Here is a 15,823-nt window from a genome sequence, read left to right on the forward strand (position 1 = left end):
AAAACTGGTATAATGTAACTATCGATCAGCTAAAAAATTTCATTACCCAGTTGGATACCAATTCATGGTGAATTCTGACTGCTGGGTTCTGAATTATCATTAATAAATGGCGCGATCGCTGCGACAAATTCAGCAGTTGATTCATAGGGTAAAACATTGCGCCCATTTATTTTTATACCTCGACTTGAGGCAAATAGGCGAGATAGTGAGCCAAGCGTTCCTCTGGCGTTTCTTTTTTACCTTTTTGACTGATACTCGATGCAGTCTCCTTCATAACCCCTAATGTTGGTTGCTCAATAGAGGCGATAGAACTAGTATAATCCTGTCGCCAAAATCCTGCGATAAAAGAAAACACCGCATAACGACTAGCAGGATTTTCTGCACCTGCAACCAATGTATTCAACCACTCAGCATCCACACCATTATCAGAAGCAAAAAGTTGACGAGTCGAGAAAGAATGTAAAAACTTTGGAGTGCGTGCATAGCGATAAAAAACACTTCCAAAAGGTGAATCTAACAGATTCCAAGCAAATTTTTGCCGCCATTCTGGTGATTTATTTGTCATCAAAGCCCATGTTGGAGGCCCAGAGAGTACAAGTCTAGCAATTAAGTTTGATTGCTTTTGGACTAATGCGATGTCTACAGTGGGCAAAGCCTACGCAACTGGTAATAAAGCACCTTGTACTATTACAATCACAGGTTTTTACACTACTGTTTGTAAAAAGTGCTGCAACTGTTCTGCCCAATCACTTGGAGTGTAAGCCATATAAGGCATATCACATTCGCCACATCCTAGTAAATAAGGATTGTAAATTAAATTACGCTGACCTGAATAATACCATTCGCGGCAAAATCCCTGCCAAAATTGCCGCGACAATCCGACGCCAATCGGATGAATTAACACTAAAGGAATGCCTTCCGGTGTTGTGTTAGTTGATTGATGAACTTCATAGGCGCAAGGATAATTCCGCCAACTGTAAAACTGGCTAGGAGATGCTGTCAAATTGGTTGTGTTAGTTACAACAGATAGTTGCATAATTCCTAGTTTTTAATACTTGCTAAAAAATCATCTGTGGATGAATTAACTCATATCCAGCCTCTTTCAGCTTTTCATTCGATACCCAAGCATTATATGGGCGAGTACTCTTAATAGAAGTATCCCATATAACTTTGGGTAAATTATGTTTTTCAAATAGGCTATCTAGTAAATCTCGACTGGTGAGATGTGCATCATCTACCAGATTATAAATTCCTTGTAAACGACGGTGACGGGCAAATTCTATCGCACCAACAATATCATCCAAGTGAATCCAATTTGTGATATCCTCGCCACCAGGACGGGTTGTACCAGAATATCTGCTAAATATTTTCACCAGCTCTCTACCAGGGCCATAAATTCCTCCCAAGCGAAAGATACAAATGCGGAGATTTTCGCTAGATGCTGATAATAGCACATCCTCTGTTTTTCTGAGAATTTGTGCATTTAAATTAGCGGGTGCAAGTGGTGTTTCTTCATCTACCCATACACCATTTCTGTCACCATATACTGCATAGCTACCTGTGTATATTAATTGTTTTACACTTGGAATCTGCTGCAAAGATGAAACTAAAGTTTGGGCAGTTTTTAGATAAGTTTCTTCATAAACTTCTGCACCTTTTGCACCAATACTCAAAAGTACAACATCTTGATTGTGCAAAATTGATTTTAGACTATTTAAGTCATTACCACGGGTAACTACAACTCTTTGGGATACTGATTTTAGTGCAGGGACACGCTCAGAGGAAGTTGTGGTTACACTGATAACATAATTCCCCTTTTCCTGCCAATATTGAGCAACTTTATAACCAACATAACCACAACCAATAATTGCAACGTTCATGACAAATTAGATACAAATAAATTAAACTACTCATTGAGAAAATATTCTCAATTAAGGGACTGGACGTAAATAAATTTAACAGTTCAGAGCCAAAAATCAATATCAATAGTACAACCTAATGACTAATGACTAATGACTATTTAGCTAATTCTTTCTCAATTATGGCAATTGATTTCTGGTGAATTTGGCTGAACGCTACTATTAAATCTTGCTATCACTTCACCTTGTTTATTAACTAAAAATTTTTTCAAGTTCCAAGCAACAGTTCCCGTTGGCTCAACAGCTTTGATAAGTCTCTCATAAAGTGGATGCTGCTGTGAGCCTTTAACATCAACTTTATCGAATAGTTCCAAGGTAACACCATATTTACTCGTGCAGAATTTCACAATCTCTTCATTGCTTCCTGGTTCCTGCACTCCAAAATCATTACAGGGGAACCCTAAAATACGTAATGCTTCTTTATACTTCTGGTTCAATTTTTCTAACCCCTCGTATTGAGAAGTATAACTGCAGTAGGATGCCACATTCACAATTAAGAGTACTTTGTCGGTATACTTGTTTAATTGTTTATCCTCAGCGTTGATAGTCTTAACTGCAATACCCGATATTGTCTTACTCATCTTGAATCTGATTTAGAGGGAATATTGCCAAGTCTCCCATATTACAGGTACTCTAAATCCTCTTTTTTTTAAGGAAATTAGGTTTGTTAGCTCTACGATTTTATTTAATTCAGGCTGTAAGCTTGTATGAGAGTTTCGATAGATGTTTCCTTCACTGATTGATGCTACATTGGCTAAACAATGTTTAACGACAAGCTAAGAGGTAGAGTGTCTTTGCTCAACTGCTGCACCTAATTAATAAAGATAGCGATCGCCTATGAGTTGACACCTATGTTATATGAATAACCCGACAAATCAGCTATCTCAGAAGAAGTTTGCAAAATATGCGTTACTTTTTATACAACTTTTATCGCCTAAATTACCATATCTCTAAAGTAATAAACCTTAACTTTTTTATATTAAATTAATAATATCAAATTCTCTTATCCTAATATCGGAAAATATCTAACTACAAAGGATATAGTTGCTTAATCTATTCTATCAAAAGATATATTTCATAACAAGAGCAAAAAAAATGTATTTAAGGATACAGTTTTTTGTTTTGAGTAAATAGACAATCAGTCAAATTTATCTGTTAAGGTATAAATTTACCAAAAATGAAATAAAAAGTAGTCTCATTATTTCTGTGATGGAATGTTTATATTTTTTTAATCAGAGTTTTTGAGATTAGAAAAAGTGTGTTCCCAGGAAAATAACTGACCTAGAGAATTAAATAATTACTTCGTGAAATTTTTGGCTAAAACCTTATTTATTCACCCTAATTGAATTAATTGATGTTGCTAATATAGTTAGCAACATCAATTAATTCAATTTTCTTTTTGCAGCAGGATAAATTCGCTATGAATAAGCATATTCGACCCTGGCATCGCTTACTGCCGCTAGCGCTCGCTTCAATGGCGTTAGGTTAGCAGTTTTTGCCCCTACAATTGTACAAGCAGCAGATCCTCCCACTGTTCAGTCTTTATCTGAAACTACAACAAAACTGCAAATTTCTATTGATACTACTTGGTACTACTCACTGGGTTTTTAGTATTCTTCATACAAATCGGCTTTGCTATGTTATAAGCAGGTTTGATCAGGCAAAGAGGTGTAGTTAACGCCTTACTAGAAAACTTCATTGACGCAGCTGTAACCATCTTAGTATGGTGGGGAATCGGCTTTGGGATTGCTTTTGGTACAAGTGCTAGTGGGTTAGTTGGCATAGATAACTTTTTCCTGAGTCAGCTACCTGGTGCTGATAGTAGCTAGATATTGGGTACGCCAGGTTCTACAGCCGCCATCAATACCTATACACATTGATGATCCGGTGGGGGCATTTGCTGTACACAGTATCAATGGCATGATCAGTACTTTCTTTGTTGGTTTCTTAGGTCAAGCAGAGCTAACCCTTAATAAAAAGGCAGGGTTATTTTTAGGTGGTGGCTTTGATTTGTTTGGTATACAACTTTTGGGCGTGGTGGCGATCGCAGTTTTGATCATTGCCTTTAGCTTTTTGATGTTCGGTAGTCTAAAAGCACTAAAACGCTTACGTGTCGATCCCAAAGCTGATCATATTAGTATCGATGCTTACGAACACGGCGCATCAGTATGGTCTAATGTTTATGCGATCAAGCAATTTGTTGAAGAAGACAAAAATCGCACTAAGACTCCAGGAGTGAGTGCCATCAATAGGGAATAGGAAACAAAATAAAGGTGTCAGTCATACAGAATTAAGAATTGAATTCTGTGTGATATCATGTCCGGTGAATCACTTATGATTACGGTATCTGTGTAAAAATTGGAAAAGCCTTTTTCCCCCTGCTCCCTGCCCCCAGCAAGAACTGCGCTCTAAATGATAAGTCTTTAGCCGGACATGATATGACTGGCAAATAGTTAACAAAAAAGTCGTGGTTTTAAATCCCTACTATGTTCTTGCAGAGGGGTTGGGAGTGAGATTATGTACTTCAACGAGAACCGCTATATTTATGTCTACCTACTTAGCATTTGCGGTTAAAGCATTAAACAATCCGGTTGACAATTGTCCATACTTCCCCATCAGAGCGGACATAGGGAACGGAGATTGTCTTCAAGCCAGTAATAAAGGGCTTGTAATAAATCTGCCAATACATTGGACTGAGTTGATTGGCACAAGCCTTAAGAAAACGGACTTCTGCGGCTAGTTCACTTGCTAGTTGATTAATGCGTTGAGCATGAACCTGAGCCACTTCTTTCGCTTCCTCTAGCTGCTGCTGTTGAATAAGTTGTTTGGATTCGCCTTGCCAACGCACTAACTTACCTTGTTTTTGTTTTATCTTACCTTCCAAGGCAGCGATCGCTGCATCTATACCTTGGAGTTCAACTGATAATTGGGCATTTTCCCTAGCTTGGCGGCGGTAAGCTTCCACCATCGCTTGAGGTGAATCATTCTCAGCAGAGATGACATTATTGATAGTGAGTGCAGCGCGTTCTTCTAAAAGAGCCTGAATTTGAGAGTTAAGCGCCGCTATTTCAGCCTGAGTTTGCTCCATAAATCGAGTTTTAAGTGCTGAGTAAAATATTAAAAGCTTATTGCGCCTTGGGTATCTAGAGAAAGCGATCGCACCTCGGCTGTAATTCCTTCTTCTTGCCAAGCAGCTAACATCGCCGTCTCCACAGCCTTTGAGTGTAATTTATCCGCCAAAGCTAACAGTGTTGGTCCCGCACCACTAATTACCATACCATAAGCACCAGCACTAACAGCTGCAATGTTCAGAGCATCATAACCAGGAATCAAAGCTTTGCGATAGGGCTGATGCAATCTATCTTGCAAAGCCGTCTTTAACCATTGTCCGTTACCAGTTTCCAAGCTGCGTAACAATAACCCCAAATGTGCGGTATTGAAAATCGCATCAGCACGACTCACCTCTGTTGGCAGAACGCCTCGCGCCTCTGATGTAGAAAGTTCAAAATTAGGAATAGCCACAACTGGTACAACATCTTTATGCCAGGGAACATCACAAATTTCCCAACCTGCGCCACTGGTAGCAGCGAGACGACATCCTCCCAACAAAGCTGGAACTACATTATCAGGATGTCCTTCCATTGCGATCGCTAACTCCATTACCTGCAACTGGCTCATATTAGCACCCTCAAGTTGATTAGCAGCAACTAATCCACCAATAATTGCTGTAGCCGAACTACCTAAACCCCTCGCTAACGGCACACCTAACTTAATCTCTATTTTCACAGTCGGTGGTGTCTGCTGTATATATTGATAGAATTTGACAAACGCTTGGTAAAGAAGATTGCTTTTATCAGTTTGGACTCGTTCAGCTTCCGTACCAGTGACATGAATACTTAGCCCACCCTCTTCTAGGCGAGTGAACTTGAACTCGTTGTAGAGTTTTAAAGCCGCACCGATGCAATCAAAACCAGGCCCTAAATTAGCAGTTGTGGCGGGAACGGTAACAGTGATGGCAGAAACAACAGACATTGGCAAAACTCACTACTCATCAACCAGCATCTCATGTTAATGAACGATTTGTTTATAAAGATTGCCGATTGTCTGTAAGTCACAAGCATATAACATTAAGTGAGTCATTGATGCCAATTCTTAATAATTTATTTAGGTTTTTTAAGTAAATTATTACAAGTAATGTTATTATATTTACATATATGATTTTTTTATATTAAAAATTTTTAAAATGAATTATTTACAACGTTGGGAGCAATACGCTCCTGAGGCATATAATGCTATTCGCTGTAATGCTGATGATGTAGCAGAAATAGCACGGAATACAGGTTGGTTTGAGTTTCGCATTAAACGGATAAAAGACCACTTATTCTATCGTCAGCACCAATTGGATGACAGATTTGATTACTTTGACCCTCACCCAGATATAGCTGATGCCTGGATGAGGTTACAGCAAGGTAATTTTAACCAAGAAGATTTACGCTTACTCAAACATGAATACTTCGAGTCGCGATTTGAGGCTATCTTTCATACCAACTACCGTACTGCTCATGAAGCAACTGAACGTTCTGGCCGTGTATGGAGTCCACCAATAACATAAGGGTAACTCAAATGAGTTACAAATAAAGTAAACAACATTCATAGACAAATTTATGCGTTATGGCTTTTTACGTATTGATTTTAAAAGACAAGGAGGATGAAAACGGCGTTACTTACCGCTTCGGGCCGAATGAAGAGCATCTTGGATCTTTGTGGCTGGATAAATCTAGTGGAGAAGTCAAGGAACTTCAAAAAATACCTGTTCACAACTCGCAGGCATTTTTCCAAGGAGCGGCAGTAAAGGTTCGGCAACACTGGAAAAAAGGATTGTTTCCTGAAAAGACATGTTGGGCATCCTGAAAATATCATGGCATTGAGAGCCTATCTGCAAAATACTGATATCCATTGAGATAGGCTTTAAATCAATGCATTGTTGCTTCTCTGGAATATACCTAGAAATTCTCGAACTTCGCATTGGCACAGCCAATTTAGGCATCGGTCTTTTTCACATAAATATTGGTCAAAAAGCTTACTTCAGAGTTCCCAAAACGGGCGCTACCTCAACCTCGGAAATTTGCGGAACCAAGAATCCCTTAGCATAAATCTGGGGTTTTGTTTGCGAGATTATGGCATAAGACTGACGAAGATTAGCATTGATTGCAACAGTCTTCACGTCGTACATCTGCATCGCCATTTTGGGATAGAAACCAATACCAATAATCATTAACAGAAAACAAACAGCAATAAACACCTCACGCGGTCTAGCATCATCGTAGACTGCTTCTTCTGGTACTAAGCAATCTGTACCAAAACAAACTGTTCCTTCATCTTCTTGATTTTCCAAGCCTGCATTATTAATGTCGCAGATGAGCGCTGCACCCTGACCATAAAATACCTCTCGCAGCATGGAAAGTAGATAGATAGGTGTGAGGATGACTCCAACTGCGGCGAGAAAAACTGTGACGGTGCAGAAAGTTGAACTGTAAACGTCACTGCTTGTCATTCCAACGAATACTGAAAGTTCGCCAGCAAAGCCACTCATACCTGGAAGTGCTAGGGATGCCATTGCTCCGATTGTAAACAGAGCAAAGACTTTGGGCATGGCTTGACCAATACCGCCCATATCTTTCATTACCATTGTGTGGGTGCGATCATAAGTAACACCTGCTAAAAAGAACAGCACCGATGCAATTAAACCATGCGAAATCATCTGCAACATCGCGCCGTTGATTCCCAAATCAGTGAAGGACGCAATCCCAAGCAGCACAAACCCCATGTGGGAAATCGACGAATAAGCTAAACGCCGCTTCATATTCGTCTGAGCAAAGGAGTTCAATGCACCATAGATAATGTTGACAACACCAAGAATGGCTAGAATCGGCGCAAAGTAAATGTGTGCATCGGGAAGCAACTCAATATTCAGGCGAATCAGCCCGTATCCGCCCATCTTCAGCAATACTCCAGCCAATATCATCGATACAGGAGAAGATGCTTCGCCGTGGGCATCAGGCAACCAGGTATGCATTGGAAAAACAGCAAGCTTGACACCAAATGCAACCAGTAACCCTGCATAAAGTAGCAGCTGTAGTCCAAAGGGATATTCCTTCTTGGCGAGAGCAGTGATATCAAAGGTCATATCACCGCCGCCGCATAGCCCCATTGCCAAGGCTGCCACTAAAATAAAGATAGAAGCTGCTGCGGTATACAACAAAAATTTGGTAGCCGCGTAGCGACGCCTTTGCCCACCCCAAATGCAGACTAGTAGGTAGACGGGAATCAGTTCTACTTCCCACATAATGAAAAATAGGAGCAAGTCTTTGGCAATAAACACCCCTACCTGTGCTGAATACAGCACCAGCATCAAAAAATAAAAGAGGCGGGGACGGTGATCGACTTGCCAGGCTGAAAAAATCGAAAGTGTGGTGACAAATCCTGCTAGCAGCACAAGTGGCGCTGAAAGTCCATCGACCGATACTGCCCAGTTAAGACCCAACTGAGGCATCCAGGCATAATTTTCCACCATTTGAAAACTAGCACTGCTGGCATCGTAATGTTTCCAAAAGGCGTAGCACATCAATGCAAAGTCTGCGATACCTACACCCAGTGCATACCACCGCACGCGCTTGCCATCTTTATCAGGCAGCACAGGGATAATCAGGGAAGCAACGAGTGGCAGCAAGACAATCGCGGTAAGCCAGGGAAATTGAGCCGCTATCATGTATATAAGAAAAAATACTTATTTGTTTGTCAATTATGTCATTTTACTAAACTATGTAACAAAATCTTCATAAATCTTTTTTTCAGTTAACCGCTTTGACTGAAAATCGGGACTGGGAATGGGAAAGAAAGATTTTTATTTGCTCACGGTACTAATCCAGCCCGCAAAGCACGGACAGCAGCCTGTGTCCGGTCAGCAACACAGAGTTTATTGAGAATACCCCGAACATGAGTTTTTACAGTACCGACTGTTAAATAGAGCCTTTTAGCAATTTCTGCATTGTCACACCCGGCGACAATCAACTCTAAAACATCCATCTCCCTATGAGTTAAAGGATAGGTGACTATACTTTTCTCAACATCTGGGTCAATACCTTCAATCAAGACTCTTTTTCCAGATGCGCCTCTGCTGCCATCAGGGAAATCTTGGCGTATTTGTTGTAGTATAAGGTCTGCGATCGCTGGATCGATCCATGAGCTACCTGCGTATGTTGTTCGCACAGCCTCAACTAGTCTCTCAGTTTCGATATCTTTCATGCAATAAGAATCTGCACCTGCTGCAAATGCCGCTAAAACTGCCTGTTCGCTGTTCTGCATTGTTAAAATTAGCAGTTTTGTGGTATAGTCTTCATTCTCTGCTTGATATTGCCTAAATGTGCGTGTTAGCTCAATACCATCCATGTCAGGCAAACCGATGTCAATAGTAGCAACATCAGGCTTAAGAGTTTTTAGAAGGTTGATGCCGTCGGCTGCATTGGCTGCTTCACCAACAATGTTAAACTCTGCTTGGGTTTGTAAGGCAGCCCGTAAGCCGATTCTCGTCAGGTTGTGATCTTCAATCACGAGGATCTTGATTTCATTCATAGTTACTTAACTTTACTGTTATCTATCTAAAGTACAGATTAAAATAATCTCGTTCTTCTATCCGGGATCTTATACAAAAAGCAATGTAGTTGGTATTGTTCTTTTAACTTCATCTATCATTAGACATAAATAACCTTATCTCGGAAGTTTTTCTAAAGCAAGAGTTTTGATAATAAGTCAATCAAAAAATATTTTTATACATTAATCTCAGGATAGGTGTTTCATGGGAAACAATTGTTTATTGAAAATTCGATAGCAAGCAAGAGTGGGTAAGCATTAAATAGTTGCTTTTGCACTGGCTACGATGATGTAAATTAAAGGGACTAAACTACCTCACTATAAGATTTATACACAAATATTGCTTGGATAACCAGACGGCTAAGATATTTGTTAAGACAAGAGTATCTAATACATTTATTTAAAAAGCTCAGTGTAATTACTTAAAAAAGTGATATTTGAATTTAAGAAACTTTAAAGGAAAATATGAGTCCTTAGAGACTTCCAGAAAATAAATTATTTAATTTACTCAGATAATATTCTTCTTTCTCCCCCAGCTAAGAACTAAGTGCCCCTGTACCTACACACCGATAGAATATTTTTTTAGTTGGAAGTCCCTTAATAATCTGAGTACTGGTGAAGTAAGCTATTACTAGATTTGCGAGGGATAGCCAAGCACTTCTTTTTTATTTAGCCATGTCTTTAACTAAAACTGTCAAAAAAGATAAAATTCTGATTGTCGATGATATTTTTGATAATTTACTGGTCTTAGAAGCTGTCCTAGAAGATGAAAGCTATGAAATTAGCTTAGTCGAACATAGCAAAATTGCTCTGGCTATGGTTGAGAAGTCGCCGCCAGACTTAATTCTCTTAGATGTGATGATGCCAGAGATAGATGGGTATGAATTTACTCGACGCATCCGACAGAATCTAGCGTTGCCATTTATCCCCATTTTGCTGCTCACGGCTCACTATGAGTCTAGCGTTGTGGAAGGACTCGATGCTGGTGCTGATGATTTTATTCGTAAACCATTTGATCCTGATGAACTTCATGCACGAGTGCGATCGCTCCTGCGCCTTAAGCATAGTATCGACGAACGAGATCAGATGGCTAACTTGCGGGCAGATTTTGTCTCCCGTTTTACTCACGATTTACGCATCCCATTAGTAGCCTCCAACCGTGTATTAAAATTATTACTGGAAGGTAGGTTTTGCGAGGTTTCGCCACAATTGCAAGAAATCATTGATACCATGATTGGCAGTAATCAAGACCTGCTGGAAATGGTAAATACCTTGCTTGAAGTTTATCGACATGAAGCGGGCTGTAAAACCTTAAAAATTTCTCCCTGCAATATTCAGGAATTAGTTAGTGAAGTTTCTCAAGAATTAACTCCCTTAGCTGAAGAAAAAGGATTTACTGTAAATATTGATCGAAGTGAAACTGCAAGCACCGTCATGGGCGATCGCGTAGAACTGCGGCGAGTTTTGACAAATATCATCGGCAATGCTATCAAATTTACAGACAAAGGTTCTGTAGATATTCACTGCTATTCTACTCCGGTAGCTGTGACTATTGATATCCAAGATACAGGCCCAGGAATTTCTAAACAAGACCAAGCAATATTATTCGAGCGATTTCGTCAAGGTAAACACCAACGTTCTGGTAGTGGTTTGGGATTATATCTATCTCGCTGCATTATTGAAGCGCATCAAGGCACTATTGATGTGACATCTGAACCAGGGCAGGGTAGTATATTCACGATACGTCTACCTGTAACTGATGAAAGCTAAAAATTATTACTTATCGAAACAGAATTCATGCTGAATTCTGTTTCAGGTAAATATAAGATTAATCATGAATTAGCAATTTTGAAAAAATCGTTGATTGCCTGAGAAAATATTTTGCGTTCACTAATATCAAAATTCCTAAAACTCTCAGATTTACTTTATCAATAGTCTTTCAAATTACCTTTTTTATCTTCTAAATATTTTTTTTGCAATTCCTTTGGAATGGGAATAAAACGACTATTTTGTAAACTGACAAAAGCGCCCTTCTGGGTAGCTACTGCTGCTAACTCATTGTTAGATAAAATCTCAGCTTGCACAGTCCACTTCAATCGTCCTAAATTACTCAGCCATAAACGTCCAATTACTCAATCAATAATCTTGCTCGGACGTTTATATTCAATTTCAGTTCCAGCTAAAACAGGCGCATATCCTTGCTCAATTTGTTGATTAAGTTGCCAGTGTTCATCTAAAAACTTTAAACGTAAATCCTCTAACCATCTGATATACACAATATTACTCACGATTCCCATAAAATCAATGTCGTATGTTTTTACAGAAATTTCTAATACTACTTCTAATGGTCTGTGCAAGTTATTATTTAGTAGCATTACTTTCTATCCCTTGATTTTTGCCATACATTCTTAGGTGAGTATCTAAATATTGATTCAGGTGATTAATCACCCTGTGCATGTAAATTGAATCTCCATAAAGCTTGCTCATCATTACTGCTCCTTCTAATGTTGCAATTATGATGGTAGCGATTTCATCAGCACTCACTTCAGGGCGAATTTCACTCTTTTTAATTCCCGTTTCAATAATTCGATGAATTAGATTTAGCCAAGAGTTCATCGCCTGTTGAGTGCGTTCCTGCAATGCCGGATGAGCATCATCACTCTCCACAGCAGTATTCAGCAGTGGACACCCTCCCTTGATAGGTGGATTTTCTGTGAAGCTACTAAATACGCCAATGATTGCTTGCAGGCGTTCTACTGCGTGGCGTTTGCTTCGTAATGCAAATCTTGTATGCTGGTGGATGCGAGCGATCGCAAAGTCAAAAGCTTGTAGCGCAAGATCATCTTTACTTTGGAAGTGATTGTAAATTCCTCCTTTTTGCAATCCAGTAACACGCATAATGTCTGACATTGATGAGCCTGCATATCCCTGTTGGTTAAACAGTTCGGCTGCTTGGTAGAGAATTCTGCTTTTTGTTTCTTTGCCTTTGGACATTACAGCGATTTTTAGATAAATAGATTATGGGGAGTGGGGTAATTTATTGAATTAGAAATTGCTGTAAATAAAATATTACCGACCGAATGGTTTTTTTGAAATTAGCACGAGAATTGCTTTAAAGTCAAGCATCTTTCAGCATTGAGTTCTTAACTAGGCATTGGGCATGGTGAAGAGGACTTGGGGGCAAAGAAAATTAGGGATAAGGGGAAAGACTTGTTGCAAGTTCTCACCTCTTGTCCCCAAGTCTCTCCCACTCCCCACTCCTTATCTAGATAAATCTAGCGAGATACAACGCGAATACGCTGGACGTTTGCTCATGTTTACAATTAAAATACGGTAAGTGCATCGCCTTACCGGCTTTTACATGTAAAACCGCAGAAAAACCAGTTAGAAGTTGAGTTTAGTAAAGCAACTAACCTATAAGCAGTTATCACAGCCTGTTTCAGCTAAATGTCAGTTGTCATGCTACCAAAAACTTCCAGACAGGTTTGAAGTTGTCCAGGAATCCTCTGTCCTAACTTTTAGCTGGATAACCTTTGTGTCACTCATCCCTTGAGAAACACAATAACTTGGCATAACTAGCTCTGTCTACGACTGGGCTATAGTTTGGCACGATTGCTGCTTTCTAACAGTGAAGCTTTAGCTGACTTTCAGTTATAGCTGCTCATAGTTAAGTCAGTGAGATTTAAATTCTAACCTATGTTGCTCACTTAATAGAAGTGGGAGACTCAACAGGACTTTGATAACTCATAACTGATTGTTGAAACCCTCAAAGAGTATGGAATATTTATTACTACCGTTCTTAAGCTTTTTTGTTGGCATTATCGTTGGTTTGACGGGAATTGGCGGAGCCTCTCTTATTACCCCAATGTTGATTTTTGTTTTTCAGGTTCCGCCTTCTATCGCTGTGAGTTCTGATGTTGTGGCTGCCACATTGATGAAAATTGTTGGTAGCGTCAAGCATTGGGAACAGAAAACCCTGGACATAGAAGTTGTCAAATGGCTGGCATTCGGGAGTGTTCCAGGCTCGCTATTTGGGGTGGGGATTTTGCACTTTCTTAAACGTACAGGTGAGTATAACCTGGATAACATATTGCTCCGTTTGCTTGGTGGGATGATTTTGTTAGTCACAGCGTTAGCACTAGTGCAATTGTTGTTATTGACTTTTTTCCCCAAATTTAATTTACCCGAACTGCCAAAGTTAAACTTAGAAACTAACTTTGGCCGTTTCCTAACAATCACTTTGGGAGCAATTTTAGGCTGTTTCGTCGGTATGACAAGCGTTTCATCAGGTTCAATGTTTGCCCTAGTGCTAATTGGGTTTTTTCGCCTTGATGTACGGAAGTTAGTAGGTACTGATATTTCACATGCAGCAATTTTATTGCTGTTTACAGCCCTTGGTCATCTCAGCCTGGGAACAGTTGATTGGAGTTTGGTAATACCTATCTGGCTAGGCTCTGTGCCAGGGGTGTTACTAGGCGCTAAAATCTGCCAAGTAGCTCCCCAGCGTCCACTACGATTTATTATTTATGCCATCTTGATGATGGTGAGTTGGAAATTAGTTCATCAGGTTTGACAGAACTCGGTAATAGAGTTTAGTTGTAAAGTTTTTCGCTGCTCACTTACTCTCCAAAAAGACGGCACCTAGATTAGGTGCAACTAAATCTATTCCTCCGTTCGTTCCAGTATTCGTAGGAAAACAAGAATTAGCGACATTAGTCGCACAAGATTCAAATGCATCTGTGGCAATTGATATTGATATTTTAAATCGAGGTGTGATTAGTACACTTTGAGCAAACGACAGTATTATTGGTACTGGTACTAGTGAGTTAAAGAAAGCTGCTGGTACTGGCATCGGCATCAACAACAGTGGTACTCTCAATGCAGGCGATAAAAGTGACACGATCGCTGGCATCGGTACTGGCGGTTTTGACTTAAAATTGAAATTGATAAGCACTGGTATCAATGGCACTGGCATCGACAACACTGGTAGTCTCAATGCAGGAGTTAGTGTATCTGGTGTTATTTCTGGCAATAGTCTAAACCCTGCTAACATTACCTTCAACAACAATGGAAACCTGATTACCCTTTTGACAACTGGCTTTGAGAATTTTATCTTTGCAGATAGCTCTTTCTCTTACAGCAGTTTCAGCTGAAACAAAAATTACCACAACTCAATTAGACATCTGGTAAAAAAGAATGTAGAGACGCAGCAGTGCTACGTTTCTACAAGGGTTCTATATAACGCATATTTAATTTATAGAAATGTCTCAGGTGAGATGCTTTCTGCAAGATAAAAGCATATCTATATTTATCTTAAAATATGAACGAGTTAGTTACTGCAATTAGTACAGGGTCAATTGCGTTCATTGCTACTAACATTGATGATATTGTCATTCTATTGTTGCTTTTTTCTCAAATCAATGCTAATTTTTGCGGTAGGCATATAGTTGCTGGTCAGTTTCTAGGTTTTACAGTTTTGTTAATCCTTAGCCTTTCTGGTTTATTTGGTGGGTTAGTTTTATCAAAAAGCTGGATTGGATTACTTGGTTTACTACCAATTGCCATAGGTATTAGCAGCTTAGTCAATAAGGAAGAAGATGCATTGGAAGAAGTTGTAGCTACAACTGAAGAATCTGAAGCATCAACACTTACTAGTTTCCTATCTCCTCAAACTTACAGCGTGGCAGCCATTACAGTTGCAAACGGTAGTGATAATATTAGTGTCTATGTACCGTTATTTGCTAGCAGCAATTTAGAGAGTTTTGTAATTATTATCGGATTATTTTTTCTATTGTTAGGAGTTTGGTGTTATGCAGCATACAAATTAATGAAATACAGAGTAATAGCTGATGTATTGACTCGCTATGGTAATAATGTTGTGTCTTTCGTTCTTATAGGATTAGGTGCTTTTATTATATTAAAAAGTGGAGCTTTGAGCTTAATCAAGCTAGCTGCTAGTTGTTTATGTTTGATTATTTTGGTGAAAAATAATGAAAGTACGGATGAAATTGGGGAAAATTCTAGTAGATAATCAAGCCAATTTTAGATTTAAATTTTAATGAAAAATCTAAAAAATCGGTTGCATGAAGAAGGATTGCTCCTTGGGTAATATAGTAAAATTCATAATTCAGAAAATCTGGTTTTTTAGAAGAGGGATAAGGTGGGCATTGCCCACCCTACAAGGTTTAACAAGTGGTGGGGGTTTAAGTCCCCAGCGAGACAGGCAGCAGGTTTTCTGTCGGGTTTAAATCCCT

General features: G+C 39.3%; 15 protein-coding genes and 2 pseudogenes. 7 read left to right on the top strand and 10 right to left on the bottom strand.

Going from position 1 to position 15,823, the window contains the following annotated elements:
- Positions 1–62 precede the first annotated feature (62 nt).
- From V7L20_RS21695 to V7L20_RS21705, 3 genes and pseudogenes are all read right to left on the bottom strand, one after another.
- Positions 63–1,036 (bottom strand): annotated as a pseudogene (locus tag V7L20_RS21695) (alpha/beta fold hydrolase).
- Positions 1,037–1,058: 22 nt separating this feature from the next.
- Positions 1,059–1,880: an SDR family oxidoreductase gene (locus V7L20_RS21700; protein WP_334746079.1), complete on the bottom strand. Its 822-nt coding sequence runs from the start codon at positions 1,878–1,880 to the stop codon at positions 1,059–1,061.
- 155 nt (positions 1,881–2,035) lie between these two features.
- Positions 2,036–2,500: a glutathione peroxidase gene (locus tag V7L20_RS21705; protein ID WP_334746080.1), complete on the bottom strand. Its 465-nt coding sequence runs from the start codon at positions 2,498–2,500 to the stop codon at positions 2,036–2,038.
- Between the two features lie 1,071 nt (positions 2,501–3,571).
- On the opposite strand from V7L20_RS21705, the gene V7L20_RS32800 reads away from it, so the two are divergent.
- Positions 3,572–3,748, top strand: coding sequence for a hypothetical protein (locus V7L20_RS32800; protein ID WP_442943606.1), 177 nt, complete (start codon positions 3,572–3,574; stop codon positions 3,746–3,748).
- Positions 3,732–4,178 (top strand): hypothetical protein, encoded by a 447-nt coding sequence (locus V7L20_RS32805; RefSeq protein ID WP_442943607.1) that lies wholly within the window; start codon positions 3,732–3,734, stop codon positions 4,176–4,178. Before V7L20_RS32800 ends, V7L20_RS32805 begins: the two co-directional genes overlap by 17 nt.
- A 319-nt stretch (positions 4,179–4,497) precedes the next feature.
- Here the strand turns inward: V7L20_RS32805 and V7L20_RS21715 are convergent, their stop codons facing one another.
- Together V7L20_RS21715 and thrB are read right to left on the bottom strand one after the other, a co-directional pair.
- Positions 4,498–5,007, bottom strand: a complete 510-nt coding sequence (locus V7L20_RS21715) for a hypothetical protein (RefSeq protein WP_334746081.1) — start codon at positions 5,005–5,007, stop codon at positions 4,498–4,500.
- 29 nt (positions 5,008–5,036) lie between these two features.
- The gene (gene thrB, locus V7L20_RS21720; RefSeq protein WP_334746082.1) at positions 5,037–5,951 is read right to left on the bottom strand and encodes a homoserine kinase; all 915 of its coding nucleotides are present in this window, start codon (positions 5,949–5,951) and stop codon (positions 5,037–5,039) included.
- Between the two features lie 211 nt (positions 5,952–6,162).
- Between thrB and V7L20_RS21725 the strand changes: the two genes are divergently transcribed.
- Both V7L20_RS21725 and V7L20_RS21730 read left to right on the top strand, forming a co-directional pair.
- Positions 6,163–6,531, top strand: a complete 369-nt coding sequence (locus V7L20_RS21725; protein WP_334746083.1) for a hypothetical protein — start codon at positions 6,163–6,165, stop codon at positions 6,529–6,531.
- A 59-nt stretch (positions 6,532–6,590) separates the two neighbouring features.
- Positions 6,591–6,830, top strand: coding sequence for a hypothetical protein (locus tag V7L20_RS21730; protein ID WP_334746084.1), 240 nt, complete (start codon positions 6,591–6,593; stop codon positions 6,828–6,830).
- Positions 6,831–6,999: 169 nt separating this feature from the next.
- Here the strand turns inward: V7L20_RS21730 and V7L20_RS21735 are convergent, their stop codons facing one another.
- Positions 7,000–8,688, bottom strand: coding sequence for an NAD(P)H-quinone oxidoreductase subunit 4 (locus tag V7L20_RS21735; protein WP_334746085.1), 1,689 nt, complete (start codon positions 8,686–8,688; stop codon positions 7,000–7,002).
- Between the two features lie 143 nt (positions 8,689–8,831).
- Entirely contained in the window at positions 8,832–9,551 is a 720-nt protein-coding gene (locus tag V7L20_RS21740) for a response regulator transcription factor (protein WP_334746086.1), read from the bottom strand.
- 693 nt (positions 9,552–10,244) lie between these two features.
- Between V7L20_RS21740 and V7L20_RS21745 the strand changes: the two genes are divergently transcribed.
- Complete coding sequence (locus V7L20_RS21745) at positions 10,245–11,339, top strand: hybrid sensor histidine kinase/response regulator (protein ID WP_334746087.1); 1,095 nt, start codon at positions 10,245–10,247, stop codon at positions 11,337–11,339.
- A gap of 158 nt (positions 11,340–11,497) precedes the next feature.
- Here the strand turns inward: V7L20_RS21745 and V7L20_RS21750 are convergent.
- Positions 11,498–11,944, bottom strand: a pseudogene (locus V7L20_RS21750) (acyl-CoA thioesterase).
- A complete protein-coding gene (locus V7L20_RS21755) occupies positions 11,931–12,563 on the bottom strand; it encodes a TetR/AcrR family transcriptional regulator (protein ID WP_334746088.1) in 633 nt (210 codons plus the stop codon). Before V7L20_RS21755 ends, V7L20_RS21750 begins: the two are co-directional and overlap by 14 nt.
- Before the next feature lie 781 nt (positions 12,564–13,344).
- Here V7L20_RS21755 and V7L20_RS21760 point away from each other — a divergent pair.
- Positions 13,345–14,142, top strand: coding sequence for a sulfite exporter TauE/SafE family protein (locus V7L20_RS21760; RefSeq protein ID WP_334746089.1), 798 nt, complete (start codon positions 13,345–13,347; stop codon positions 14,140–14,142).
- Positions 14,143–14,184: 42 nt separating this feature from the next.
- On the opposite strand, the gene V7L20_RS21765 is transcribed toward V7L20_RS21760, so the two are convergent.
- Complete coding sequence (locus V7L20_RS21765; RefSeq protein ID WP_334746090.1) at positions 14,185–14,622, bottom strand: hypothetical protein; 438 nt, start codon at positions 14,620–14,622, stop codon at positions 14,185–14,187.
- A gap of 267 nt (positions 14,623–14,889) precedes the next feature.
- On the opposite strand from V7L20_RS21765, the gene V7L20_RS21770 reads away from it, so the two are divergent.
- Positions 14,890–15,600 carry a cadmium resistance transporter gene (locus V7L20_RS21770; RefSeq protein ID WP_334746091.1) on the top strand — a complete coding sequence of 237 codons (711 nt, stop codon included), beginning with the start codon at positions 14,890–14,892 and terminating at the stop codon, positions 15,598–15,600.
- The last annotated feature ends 223 nt before the right edge of the window (positions 15,601–15,823 follow it).

Origin of the sequence: Nostoc sp., from assembly GCF_036916735.1 — a bacterium.
Classification (GTDB): Bacteria; Cyanobacteriota; Cyanobacteriia; order Cyanobacteriales; family Nostocaceae; genus Nostoc.

Coding starts and splice junctions, on each gene's coding strand:
- V7L20_RS21715 (WP_334746081.1), bottom strand. CDS start 5,007: ATGGAGCAAACTCAGGCTGAAATAGCGGCGCTTAACTCTCAAATTCAG.
- V7L20_RS21705 (WP_334746080.1), bottom strand. CDS start 2,500: ATGAGTAAGACAATATCGGGTATTGCAGTTAAGACTATCAACGCTGAG.
- V7L20_RS21745 (WP_334746087.1), top strand. CDS start 10,245: ATGTCTTTAACTAAAACTGTCAAAAAAGATAAAATTCTGATTGTCGAT.
- V7L20_RS21760 (WP_334746089.1), top strand. CDS start 13,345: ATGGAATATTTATTACTACCGTTCTTAAGCTTTTTTGTTGGCATTATC.
- V7L20_RS21755 (WP_334746088.1), bottom strand. CDS start 12,563: ATGTCCAAAGGCAAAGAAACAAAAAGCAGAATTCTCTACCAAGCAGCC.
- V7L20_RS21770 (WP_334746091.1), top strand. CDS start 14,890: ATGAACGAGTTAGTTACTGCAATTAGTACAGGGTCAATTGCGTTCATT.
- V7L20_RS21735 (WP_334746085.1), bottom strand. CDS start 8,688: ATGATAGCGGCTCAATTTCCCTGGCTTACCGCGATTGTCTTGCTGCCA.
- thrB (WP_334746082.1), bottom strand. CDS start 5,951: ATGTCTGTTGTTTCTGCCATCACTGTTACCGTTCCCGCCACAACTGCT.
- V7L20_RS21730 (WP_334746084.1), top strand. CDS start 6,591: ATGGCTTTTTACGTATTGATTTTAAAAGACAAGGAGGATGAAAACGGC.
- V7L20_RS21700 (WP_334746079.1), bottom strand. CDS start 1,880: ATGAACGTTGCAATTATTGGTTGTGGTTATGTTGGTTATAAAGTTGCT.
- V7L20_RS21765 (WP_334746090.1), bottom strand. CDS start 14,622: ATGTTAGCAGGGTTTAGACTATTGCCAGAAATAACACCAGATACACTA.
- V7L20_RS21740 (WP_334746086.1), bottom strand. CDS start 9,551: ATGAATGAAATCAAGATCCTCGTGATTGAAGATCACAACCTGACGAGA.
- V7L20_RS21725 (WP_334746083.1), top strand. CDS start 6,163: ATGAATTATTTACAACGTTGGGAGCAATACGCTCCTGAGGCATATAAT.